Annotated in this window: 13 protein-coding genes; 10 read left to right on the forward strand and 3 right to left on the reverse strand. The window is 53.0% G+C overall.

Annotation, left to right across the window (positions count from 1 at the left end):
- The first annotated feature begins 23 nt into the window (after positions 1–23).
- Both RTU33_RS02115 and RTU33_RS02120 read left to right on the forward strand, forming a co-directional pair.
- A complete protein-coding gene (locus RTU33_RS02115; protein WP_312624963.1) occupies positions 24–989 on the forward strand; it encodes a hypothetical protein in 966 nt (321 codons plus the stop codon).
- Positions 989–1,390, forward strand: a complete 402-nt coding sequence (locus tag RTU33_RS02120; RefSeq protein ID WP_312624965.1) for a tail fiber assembly protein — start codon at positions 989–991, stop codon at positions 1,388–1,390. The genes RTU33_RS02115 and RTU33_RS02120 overlap by 1 nt, the downstream gene beginning before the upstream one ends.
- 36 nt (positions 1,391–1,426) lie before the next feature.
- On the opposite strand, the gene RTU33_RS02125 is transcribed toward RTU33_RS02120, so the two are convergent.
- A complete protein-coding gene (locus RTU33_RS02125; protein WP_312624966.1) occupies positions 1,427–2,527 on the reverse strand; it encodes an acyltransferase in 1,101 nt (366 codons plus the stop codon).
- Between the two features lie 383 nt (positions 2,528–2,910).
- Between RTU33_RS02125 and lepA the strand changes: the two genes are divergently transcribed.
- The 7 genes from lepA (at position 2,911) to acpS (ending at position 9,496) form a co-directional block, all read left to right on the forward strand.
- Complete coding sequence (gene lepA / locus RTU33_RS02130) at positions 2,911–4,710, forward strand: translation elongation factor 4 (protein WP_312624967.1); 1,800 nt, start codon at positions 2,911–2,913, stop codon at positions 4,708–4,710.
- 16 nt (positions 4,711–4,726) lie between these two features.
- Positions 4,727–5,701: a signal peptidase I gene (lepB, locus tag RTU33_RS02135; RefSeq protein WP_312624968.1), complete on the forward strand. Its 975-nt coding sequence runs from the start codon at positions 4,727–4,729 to the stop codon at positions 5,699–5,701.
- Between the two features lie 223 nt (positions 5,702–5,924).
- Positions 5,925–6,605, forward strand: a complete 681-nt coding sequence (gene rnc, locus RTU33_RS02140; protein ID WP_097163305.1) for a ribonuclease III — start codon at positions 5,925–5,927, stop codon at positions 6,603–6,605.
- Positions 6,602–7,507, forward strand: coding sequence for a GTPase Era (era, locus tag RTU33_RS02145; protein WP_312624970.1), 906 nt, complete (start codon positions 6,602–6,604; stop codon positions 7,505–7,507). The genes rnc and era overlap by 4 nt, the downstream gene beginning before the upstream one ends.
- Positions 7,508–7,516: 9 nt before the next feature.
- On the forward strand, positions 7,517–8,227 hold the full coding sequence (gene recO, locus RTU33_RS02150; protein ID WP_312624971.1) for a DNA repair protein RecO: 711 nt from the start codon (positions 7,517–7,519) through the stop codon (positions 8,225–8,227).
- A 157-nt stretch (positions 8,228–8,384) separates the two neighbouring features.
- On the forward strand, positions 8,385–9,116 hold the full coding sequence (gene pdxJ, locus RTU33_RS02155; protein WP_312624972.1) for a pyridoxine 5'-phosphate synthase: 732 nt from the start codon (positions 8,385–8,387) through the stop codon (positions 9,114–9,116).
- Positions 9,116–9,496: a holo-ACP synthase gene (gene acpS, locus RTU33_RS02160; protein WP_312624974.1), complete on the forward strand. Its 381-nt coding sequence runs from the start codon at positions 9,116–9,118 to the stop codon at positions 9,494–9,496. The genes pdxJ and acpS overlap by 1 nt, the downstream gene beginning before the upstream one ends.
- Here the strand turns inward: acpS and RTU33_RS02165 are convergent.
- Both RTU33_RS02165 and RTU33_RS02170 read right to left on the reverse strand, forming a co-directional pair.
- The gene (locus RTU33_RS02165; protein ID WP_097163300.1) at positions 9,493–9,753 is read right to left on the reverse strand and encodes a YfhL family 4Fe-4S dicluster ferredoxin; all 261 of its coding nucleotides are present in this window, start codon (positions 9,751–9,753) and stop codon (positions 9,493–9,495) included. The two genes, acpS and RTU33_RS02165, sit on opposite strands and share 4 nt — an antisense overlap.
- A gap of 56 nt (positions 9,754–9,809) precedes the next feature.
- Complete coding sequence (locus RTU33_RS02170) at positions 9,810–10,658, reverse strand: MurR/RpiR family transcriptional regulator (protein WP_312624977.1); 849 nt, start codon at positions 10,656–10,658, stop codon at positions 9,810–9,812.
- Between the two features lie 258 nt (positions 10,659–10,916).
- Here RTU33_RS02170 and yfhb point away from each other — a divergent pair, with 258 nt between their 5' ends.
- Positions 10,917–11,552: a phosphatidylglycerophosphatase C gene (yfhb, locus tag RTU33_RS02175; protein ID WP_312624979.1), complete on the forward strand. Its 636-nt coding sequence runs from the start codon at positions 10,917–10,919 to the stop codon at positions 11,550–11,552.
- The last annotated feature ends 1 nt before the right edge of the window (position 11,553 follow it).

Here is an 11,553-nt window from a genome sequence, read left to right on the forward strand (position 1 = left end):
CTGAAACTGACGCAGGCGGCGGTGTGAATATGACGCAGGGTTACGGCCAGGCGTATTCACTTGACCCGGCAACAGACCCGAGCGCCAAGCGAATCGAACGCGAAAAGATGAACGGACTGTTCAACCTGATTACGTCTGCAATTGGTGAAATTCAGGTGGGCGGTGTTGGCCAGTTCATTACAGCAGACGACAATGGCGGCGTTCCATATTCCTATGGTAAAGGTGCTATTGCGTTACTTGGTGGCGTCGTTTACCAGTCTCTGGTTGATGCCAATACAGACACCCCTCCTTCGAGCAAATGGGGGGTAGTGTCCAGCGCAGGCAACCTCCTTAACGTTAAAGTGATTACCTCCAGCGGAACTTACACCCCATCGCCTGGAACAAAAACAATCATCGTTGAATGCCAGGGCGGCGGCGGCGCAGGCGGCGGGAGCTCGGCAACTACTTCCGGGAATGCGAGCATTGGCGCAGGGGGGGCAGAAGGATGTTACGGAAAAGGAATTTTCACTAATTTATCTTCCAGTTACAGCGTGACTATTGGGGCTGGCGGTGTGGGGGTTTCTGGGAGCTCCGGAGGTGGCGGCGGCACAACTTCCTTTGGCAGTTTAATGTCAGCTAGTGGGGGGTATGGTGGGGCAAGAATGTCTCCTGGCGCGGCCGCATCCATCATTGGGATCGAATCTACATCCCAGCCTGCGCCACCAACAGTAAGTGGAGGAAATATTGTATCAAGTGGCTATCAAGGATCCTATGTCATTGGCTTACGCTTAGCTGCCGCTTACACCTTAGGAGCTATCTCGGGGATGGGGGGGCGCTCGTTTTTCGGAGCTGGAGGAGGGGCAGCATCTTCTTCCGGAGCTGGTGCGACTGCTACTGCCTATGGGTCTGGTGGGGCTGGCTCAAAAAGTTGGTCTGATAGCGGGACGGATATCGCTTACGCAGGCGGGAACGGAGCCAAAGGTGTTGTCATCGTTTGGGAGTATTCATAATGAGCATCTTCGCAGTTATTGACCCATCTGGGGTTATTATTAATACGGTTCTGTGGGATGGCGAAACAGAGTGGCAGCCTCCTGAAGGGGTATCGGTGGTTTTATGCGAAAACGAAAGTGATTGCATTATCGGCGGCACGTACGATGGCAGAACTTTTTATCCGCCGACACCTTCTGAAGAATCCAAGGTTGAAGCAGTGGCAGAAGCGGAACAAACAAAGGCTATCCTACTGGCAGAAGCTACCCTGTCGATCTCTCCGCTACAGGATGCTGCTGAACTGGAAATTGCTACCGAAGATGAAACGGTAATGCTCGCAGCATGGAAAAAATACAGGGTAATGGTTAACCGGGTTGATACTTCTAAAGCTCCATACGTAACATGGCCTGAAAAGCCTGTGTAAGTATTATGCGGTGGTGGTTGAAAATCACCACCGATATTATCTCTTTCCAAATGTGATAAATGGACGTTCAATTAGTTTATATGTGATTGATGATAGACATGCTATCATCATAAATGCTGACAGCAATACGATGTAAAGATTAACTCCATGCATTTTGTTATGTAGTGAGTAATATACAACATAGAGCACCAGTCCTTGTGTTAAATATAAACTGTAGCTAATGTGACCTAATCTCATAACGCCAGTGGTATTAAGCACACCAAAGAAAGAGAACCCTTTAATAACCATAAAGAACATGATGAAAATGAAAACAGTAAAGGCATCACTGTTAGGCGCTGGCTCTACTAGGTAGAACAGCGCAGCAATAGCTAAAAAAGAAAGGTTTAGAGTTCTTTGAGTAATTTCAATTTTATCCTCCAACTCTTTCGCCAATACTCCTGAAAAAAAGAAAGACCAAATGTAACTCACATTGGTATAACTGCCAAGCAGGAACAGGCTTCCAATAAACAAGGTTATAGATGCCTCGTACTTAACTTTTCTAAGCATGAACAGGGCGGGAAGAGTAAAGTAAAACATCCACTCCCAACGTAGTGTCCAAGTTACACCGGCAATAACAATGCGTGATGCGCCGAAATTATTTATTGGTTGTTTTCTGTCAAATATACCTGCATCAAACCACGAAGCAAAATTTGCTAATTCTGATTTTGTTATTAATGGGGTGCCTTTTGATAGGAAAATAATAAATACGGCTAGTATGCTCACAAAAAAACTAAGGGGAGCGATTCGGAAAAAACGTTCTTTATATAAAGAGATCCAGTCAACGGAATTTTTTTCTCTAATTTTACCCCAAAATAAATATGCTGTAATCATAAAGAAAACGGCAACCCCAACCCTTCCCATATAAATAAATAATGTGTTATGTGATACCCATGAACCGTTATCGAAAAAATTACGATAGAAGTCCATGTGGTGGAATATTACAAAAGAGGCTAGGAAGAATCGTAGTCCATCAAGCCCGTTGTTTCTCTTTGATTTTGTGTTTGAGTCAATAAAAATAAATAGTTTAGTGGAAAATAATACTGCCGTTAGAAACATGGTTGTTATTATAAATAACAACTGGATATAAGTATCTTGCATGTCATTTATCTTTTGTAATAAATTAATAAAAACCATATTACTTCACTTCAATGCAACTTCTCAAGTTTATGCGGCATGCCGTTTCTTCAGCGCCAGTTTGGTTATAGAAATGGAACGACGCTGAGCGACATTTCGCTTGTCGTTTGCATAATCTCAGGGCCGTTCCGCAGTGAAGTATGTGATCGGCGATGCCAGGACAGACAGTGCCGATGATACACCTGTGATGTAACATCACATGTTAATCAACAGATCGTATGCTGACGATTTCGGCGCTACAGTGTAATATGCACGCCAGTCGTTGATGGGGTAGTTACTGTGGAGTGTCCACCGCTGTGTCCATCAAGAAAAAATTATCAGCATAGCGAATTGAAAAACACATACATATGAAGAACATAAGAAATTTCTCCATCATTGCTCACATCGACCACGGTAAATCCACGCTGTCCGACCGTATCATTCAGATTTGCGGTGGTCTTTCCGATCGTGAAATGGCGGCGCAGGTTCTCGATTCCATGGATCTGGAGCGTGAACGCGGCATTACCATTAAAGCGCAGAGCGTGACCCTGGATTACAAAGCGACCGACGGCGAAACCTACCAGCTTAACTTTATCGACACCCCGGGCCACGTAGACTTCTCCTATGAAGTGTCGCGTTCTCTGGCTGCCTGTGAAGGTGCGCTGCTGGTTGTTGATGCCGGGCAGGGCGTAGAAGCGCAGACCCTGGCGAACTGCTATACCGCGATGGAAATGGATCTGGAAGTGGTGCCAGTTCTGAACAAAATCGACCTCCCTGCGGCCGATCCGGAGCGCGTGGCGGAAGAAATTGAAGATATCGTAGGGATTGATGCAACGGATGCCGTGCGCTGCTCGGCAAAAACCGGCGTCGGCGTTCCTGATGTGTTAGAACGTCTGGTTCGCGATATTCCGCCTCCGGAAGGCGATCCTGAGGCCCCACTGCAGGCGCTGATTATCGACTCCTGGTTCGATAACTATCTGGGCGTTGTGTCTCTGGTTCGTATCAAGAACGGCACAATGCGCAAAGGCGACAAGATTAAGGTGATGAGTACCGGGCAGGTCTATAACGCTGACCGTCTGGGCATCTTCACGCCGAAACAGGTTGACCGCACAGAACTGAAATGCGGCGAGGTAGGCTGGCTGGTTTGTGCCATTAAAGACATCCTCGGCGCGCCGGTGGGCGATACCCTGACGCTGTCCCGTAATCCGGCTGACAAAGCTCTCCCGGGCTTCAAGAAAGTTAAACCTCAGGTTTACGCGGGTCTGTTCCCGGTCAGCTCTGACGACTATGAAAACTTCCGCGATGCGCTTGGCAAGCTGAGCCTCAACGACGCCTCCCTGTTCTATGAGCCAGAAAGCTCAACGGCGCTGGGCTTCGGCTTCCGCTGTGGTTTCCTCGGCCTGCTGCACATGGAAATCATCCAGGAGCGTCTGGAGCGTGAATACGATCTGGATCTCATCACCACCGCACCGACGGTAGTGTATGAAGTGCAGACCACCAATAAAGAAGTTATTTACGTCGACAGCCCGTCCAAGCTGCCGCCGCTCAACAACATCCAGGAGCTGCGTGAGCCTATCGCCGAATGTCACATGCTGCTGCCGCAGGAGTTCCTCGGCAACGTGATCACGCTGTGTATCGAGAAGCGTGGCGTGCAAACCAACATGGTTTATCACGGCAACCAGGTCGCTCTGACTTATGAAATCCCAATGGCGGAAGTGGTCCTCGACTTCTTCGACCGTCTGAAGTCCACCTCTCGCGGCTACGCGTCGCTGGATTACAACTTCAAGCGTTTCCAGGCCTCCAACATGGTGCGCGTCGACGTGCTGATCAACGGCGAGCGTGTAGATGCACTGGCGCTGATCACCCACAACGACAACGCTCCGTACCGCGGTCGTGAGCTGGTTGAGAAGATGAAAGAGCTGATCCCACGCCAGCAGTTTGATATCGCGATTCAGGCGGCAATCGGCAACCACATTATTGCCCGTTCCACCGTGAAACAGCTGCGTAAAAACGTTCTGGCTAAGTGCTATGGCGGTGACGTCAGCCGTAAGAAAAAGCTGCTGCAGAAGCAGAAAGAAGGTAAAAAGCGCATGAAGCAGGTGGGTAACGTTGAGCTGCCGCAGGAAGCTTTCCTTGCCATTTTGCATGTCGGTAAAGACGGTAAATAACCAATAAGGAGTTGGCATGGCGAACATGTTTGCCCTGATCCTGGTCATTGCGACCCTGGTGACCGGGGTTTTGTGGTGCCTGGATAAGTTCATCTTTGCACCAAAACGCCGTGAACGTCAGGCCGCTGCGCAGGTTGCAGCGGGTGATACCCTGGATAAAAAGACGCTGAAAAAAGTTGGCCCGAAACCGGGCTGGCTGGAAACCGGTGCCTCCGTTTTCCCGGTGCTGGCGATTGTGCTGGTGGTGCGCTCGTTTATTTATGAACCTTTCCAGATCCCGTCTGGTTCAATGATGCCGACGCTGCTGATCGGCGACTTTATTCTGGTGGAGAAGTTTGCCTACGGCATTAAAGATCCTGTTTACCAGAAAACGTTAATTGAAACCGGTCATCCGAAGCGTGGCGATATTGTGGTCTTCAAATATCCTGAAGATCCGCGCCTGGATTATATTAAGCGCACCGTCGGCCTGCCGGGCGACAAAGTCAGCTACGATCCGATTGCGAAAGAAGTGACCATTCAGCCAAACTGTAGCTCCGGTCAGGCCTGTGGCAATGCGCTGCCGGTGACCTACTCCAACGTTGAGCCGAGCGACTTCGTTCAGACCTTCGCTCGTCGTAATGGTGCTGAAGCAACCAGCGGTTTTTGGCAGCTGCCTCAGGGCGAGAGCAAAGATAATGGCGTACGTCTGTCCGGGCGTAACGAAACGCTGGGTGAGGTGACTCACCGTATCCTGACCGTGCCGATCGCACAGGATCAGCTGGGGATGTACTACCAGCAGCAGGGCCAGCAGCTGGCGACCTGGATCGTTCCGCCGGGCCATTACTTCATGATGGGCGACAACCGTGACAACAGCGCCGACAGCCGCTACTGGGGCTTTGTCCCGGAAGCAAACCTGGTGGGTAAAGCCGTTGGCATCTGGATGAGCTTTGAAAAACAGGAAGGCGAATGGCCGACCGGCGTACGCTTAAGCCGCATCGGTGGAATTCATTAATCCCTGACCTTTGATTCATGTCGTCACGTTAAGCGTGGCGACATGAATTATTTCCTATATAAATGCCTCTCAGCTAACGACATCCCCTGTCGTTGCGTATAGAATATCCCCCCGAAGTTTTAGGTTGGTACCCGTAAGGGATCCACGGCACACGAAACCGCGTTGGCTTTCTCAGGTCGGTTTCGTGTGCTGCATTATTGACGCATTCATCTATTGGTAAAGCATGAACCCCATCGTAATTAATCGGCTTCAACGCAAGCTGGGCTACACTTTTCAACATCAGGATCTGTTACAGCAGGCTTTAACCCATCGCAGCGCCAGCAGTAAGCATAATGAGCGCCTCGAGTTTCTGGGTGATTCCATTTTAAGTTATGTCATTGCCAACGCGCTGTATCATCGTTTTCCGCGCGTAGACGAAGGTGACATGAGCCGCATGCGTGCCACGCTGGTTCGCGGCAACACGCTGGCGGAAATCGCCCGTGAATTTGAACTGGGTGAATGTTTACGCCTGGGGCCGGGTGAGCTGAAAAGCGGCGGCTTCCGTCGGGAATCTATTCTCGCGGATACCGTTGAAGCGCTGATTGGCGGCGTGTTCCTCGACAGCGACATTCAGAACGTCGAGAAGCTGATCCTCAGCTGGTATCAGACCCGACTGGACGAAATCAGTCCGGGTGATAAGCAAAAAGATCCGAAAACGCGTTTGCAGGAATATTTACAGGGTCGTCATCTGCCGCTGCCTTCCTATCTGGTTGTGCAGGTGCGTGGCGAAGCCCACGATCAGGAATTTACTATCCACTGCCAGGTCAGTGGCCTGAGTGAACCGGTGGTTGGCACAGGTTCCAGCCGTCGCAAGGCGGAGCAGGCTGCCGCCGAACAGGCGCTGAAAAAACTGGAGCTGGAATGAGCGACGAAAAAAGTTACTGCGGATTTATCGCCATCGTTGGTCGTCCTAACGTTGGCAAATCCACCCTGCTGAACAACCTGCTTGGTCAGAAGATTTCTATCACCTCCCGCAAAGCGCAGACCACGCGTCACCGTATTGTCGGCATCCATACTGAAGGGGCTTATCAGGCGATTTACGTCGATACCCCGGGCCTGCACATGGAAGAGAAGCGCGCTATTAACCGCCTGATGAACAAAGCGGCCAGCAGCTCCATCGGCGACGTTGAGCTGATCATCTTCGTGGTGGAAGGTACGCGCTGGACCGCAGACGACGAAATGGTGCTGAACAAGCTGAAAGGTGGTCGCGCACCGGTGATCCTTGCGGTCAATAAAGTGGACAACGTTCAGGAGAAAGCGGATCTTCTGCCGCATCTGCAGTTCCTCGGTAGCCAGATGAACTTCCTCGATATCGTGCCGATTTCCGCAGAAACTGGCCTGAACGTGGATACCGTAGCGGGCATCGTGCGCAAGCACCTGCCGGAAGCGACGCACCACTTCCCGGAAGATTACATCACCGATCGTTCCCAGCGCTTTATGGCCTCCGAAATCATCCGTGAAAAACTGATGCGTTTCCTGGGCGCTGAGCTGCCGTATTCCGTCACCGTTGAAATCGAACGTTTCCAGAGCAATGAGCGCGGTGGCTACGACATCAACGGTCTGATCCTCGTAGAGCGTGAAGGGCAGAAGAAGATGGTGATTGGCAATAAAGGCGCCAAAATCAAAACCATCGGTATTGAAGCCCGTAAGGACATGCAGGAGATGTTTGAAGCCCCGGTTCATCTGGAACTGTGGGTGAAAGTGAAATCTGGCTGGGCCGATGACGAACGCGCGCTGCGCAGTCTCGGTTACGTCGACGACCTCTAAGTAAACCTCGTGGAAGGCTGGCAGCGCGCTTTTGTTCTGCATAGTCGTCCCTGGAGCGAAACCAGCCTGATGCTGGACGTCTTCACGGAAGAATCGGGACGCGTGCGCCTTGTGGCTAAAGGCGCACGTTCCAAACGCTCTAATCTCAAAGGTGCGCTTCAGCCCTTTACGCCTTTGTTAGTGCGCTTCGGTGGCCGCGGCGATGTCAAAACGCTGCGCAGCGCTGAAGCCGTTTCCCTGGCGCTCCCGCTCACCGGCATTGCGCTCTACAGCGGCTTATACGTCAACGAACTTCTCTCCCGCGTGCTGGAAAACGAAACCCGTTTCTCCGAACTCTTCTTCGACTACCTCCACTGTATTCAGGCGCTGGCCGGGGTTAACGGTACGCCAGAACCGGCGCTGCGACGTTTTGAGCTGGCGCTGCTGGCACATCTGGGGTACGGCGTAGATTTTCTGCACTGCGCGGGCAGCGGTGAACCCGTGGATGACACCATGACCTATCGCTACCGCGAAGAAAAAGGCTTTATTGCAAGCGTGGTGATTGATAACGGCACGTTTACGGGGCACCATCTGAAAGCGCTCGCCAGCCGTGAATTTCCGGATGCCGACACGCTGCGGGCAGCAAAACGATTTACCCGCATTGCGCTCAAACCTTACCTTGGCGGCAAGCCGCTAAAAAGCCGTGAGCTGTTCCGGCAGTTTGTGCCAAAGCGAAGTTGAAGATTGACTGATTCCCCCTCTCCCCGGCCCTCTCCCAAGGGGAGAGGGGGAAAATGAGCCCTGCGATCTGAATGGGGGCACAATCAGTTCCCTCTCTCTATGGGAGAGGGACAGGGAGAGGGAATGCGACGAACCAAAATCAATAACGAGGACTGTCATGGCTGAATTACTGTTAGGCGTCAACATCGACCACATTGCAACCCTGCGAAACGCACGCGGCACGGCTTATCCCGATCCGGTGCAGGCCGCCTTTATTGCTGAACAGGCTGGTGCAGACGGCATCACCGTGCACCTGCGAGAAGACCGTCGCCATATCACCGATCGTGACGTACGCATCCTGCGCCAGACCCTCGATACCCGCATGAATCTGGAAATGGCCGTCACCGAAGAGATGCTGACGATTGCCTGCGAGACGAAACCGCACTTTTGCTGTCTGGTGCCTGAGAAACGTCAGGAAGTGACCACCGAAGGCGGCCTGGATGTGGCAGGTCAGATCGACAAAATGCGCGACGCCTGCAAGCGCCTGGCGGATGCCGGGATCCTGGTTTCCCTGTTCATTGACGCCGATCGCCAGCAAATCAAAGCCGCAGCGGACGTGGGCGCGCCGTACATCGAAATTCACACCGGCTGCTACGCCGATGCCGAAAGCGAAGCGCAGCAGGCGAAAGAGCTGGAGCGTATTGCTCAGGCAGCAACGTATGCCGCAAGCCTTGGCCTGAAGGTGAACGCCGGGCACGGGCTGACGTATCACAATGTTAAAGCCATCGCCGCATTGCCGGAGATGCACGAGCTGAACATCGGCCATGCCATTATTGGCCGTGCGGTAATGAGCGGCCTGAAGGAAGCGGTGGCGGAAATGAAGCGCCTGATGCTGGAAGCGCGCAAATAATGGCCATCGTCGGCATCGGCACGGATATCGTCGAGATTGCCCGTATCGAAGCAGTGATCGCCCGCAGCGGCGATCGCCTTGCGCGCCGGGTGCTCAGTGAGCACGAGTGGAAAATCTGGGAGACGCACCAGCAGCCGGTGCGCTTTCTGGCGAAGCGGTTTGCCGTAAAAGAGGCGGCATCCAAAGCGCTGGGCACCGGGATCCGCAACGGGCTGGCGTTTGAACAGTTCGAAGTCTACAACGATGAACTGGGTAAACCTAAGCTGCGGTTATGGGGCGCGGCGGCAGAATTGGCTGCTAAGCTTGGCGTTGCCCACATGCATGTGACGCTGGCAGACGAACGTCATTACGCCTGCGCCACGGTGATTATGGAAAGCTAAATTTTATCGGCGTGATGCAGCTGAACGAACTTATCCCACAGCTGCTCTTCGTTTTCCAGGTGCGCCGGATCTTTGATGATGGTGTTGGGGATCGGGCACACTTTCTGGCAGGTCGGCGTCTCGTAATGGCCGATGCACTCGGTACAGCGATCGCTGTTAATCTCATAAATGCTGTCGCCCATCGAAATGGCCGTGTTCGGGCATTCCGCCTCGCACATATCACAGTTGATGCATTTTTTGGTAATTAACAGCGCCATACAGAAATTCTCAGAAACAACACAAACAGGGCGGGCATTATACGCTCATTCTCTGTTCAGACCAGTTTTTTCACCAGCGCTTCGCTGTGGCGGATCCTCTCCGGCGCGTGCTCAAGATCCTGCTGTACCAGCCCCATAAACAGCAGGTCGGTCAGCATCATCTGGGCACTGGTGGAGGAGATTGCCGCGCTGCGCGTAGCTTGCTCCTCGGCAATGGTATAGAGGCAATGGCTCGCCCGCTGCTGCAGGGCGTTGGGGGAAAAGCCGGTTATTGCTAAAATTTTACCGCCCACCCGCAGCGTTTCGTCTGCTGCCAGGTTAATCTCCCGCCGCTCGCCGGAATAGGAGATAGCCAGCAGCAAGTCGTCATTCGTCATCGCCTGCACGGTGGCGAGCAGGGCGTGCATGTCCTGCTCAGCAACGGCATTCAGACCAATTTTCATCAGCTTCCAGCTGAAGTTTTGCGCCACCAGCCCCGAAGCGCCAATGCCGGTCACGACGATGCGGCGGGCGCTGCGCAGCAGTCCGATGCTTTCCCGCAGCTTCTCTTCGGTATTGATGTCGAGCGACGCATGCATCGCCGAGACGTTATCTTTAATCAGCTTTTCGCCCACCAGCCGCAGCGGGTCGTCGCCGCGGATCTGGTTATGCACCGGCACCGACTGAGGATGAGGGTTGCTCGCCAGCGCCTCGCTGAGGGCAAGCTTCAGCGCGGGGAAGCCTTTAAAGCCGAGCTTTTGGGCAAACTTCACCACGCTCGACTGGCTGACACCAGCCTCAGCGGCCAGCTGCTGTGAACTGAGATGGCGCGCCTCGTCGGGCTGCGCCAGAATGAAGTCTGCCAGTTTTTTGTCACTTTGCGCAAAACCAGGATAACGCTGGCGGATGCGAATCAAACAATTCATTGCCTCTCCAGAGGGCCTTGCGGCGGCCGCCTGCCAGAAATTTGTCTTTGATTATAGGGGATTGTGATGCCTGCACAGCCCGTGGCGGGAAAAAAGTGCTGCAATCTTAAACAATTCATTATGCTAATCAAAAGGATACGCTCTCCGGAAACGAAGGGAAAGGCACAATGCCGATCGTTTTTGGAAATGTGAGGTTCCGGCTGTTAGGCTAACTAACAGGCATGACGCTTACGCGTTCAACTTTGAGAGGGAAACGGTTTGGCAAGTAATTCGCGTCGGGTAGTGTTTTTTGACCTGGATGGCACGCTGCATCAGCAGGATATGTTTGGCAGCTTTTTACGTTACCTGTTCCGGCACAACCCGCTGAATGCGCTGCTGGTGCTCCCGCTGCTGCCGGTGATTGGCGTCACGCTGCTGGTAAAAGGACGCGCGGCGCGCTGGCCGATGAGCCTGCTGCTGTGGGCCGCCACCTTCGGGCACAGCGAAACGCGGCTTCAGCGCCTTGAGGCGAACTTTGTCCTCTGGTTCCGCGGGCACGTCACTGCGTTTCCGGTGGTGCATCAACGCCTGACCGAATACCTGACCAGCTCTGATGCTGACGTCTGGTTGATTACCGGTTCCCCGAAACGGCTTGTGGAAAAGGTCTATTTCGACACCCCCTGGCTGCCGCGCGTTAATTTAATCGCCAGCATGACCGAACGCCGCTACGGCGGTTGGGTGCTGACGCTGCGTTGTTTAGGCCATGAGAAAGTGGCTCAGCTGGAGCGCAAAATCGGCACGCCGCTGCGCCTGTACAGCGGCTACAGCGACAGCAACCAGGATAACCCGCTGCTCTATTTTTGCCAGCATCGCTTCCGGGTGACGCCGCGCGGCGATCTGCAACAGCTGGAATAGT

Origin of the sequence: Scandinavium sp., from assembly GCF_032012665.1 — a bacterium.
Classification (GTDB): domain Bacteria; phylum Pseudomonadota; class Gammaproteobacteria; order Enterobacterales; family Enterobacteriaceae; genus Scandinavium.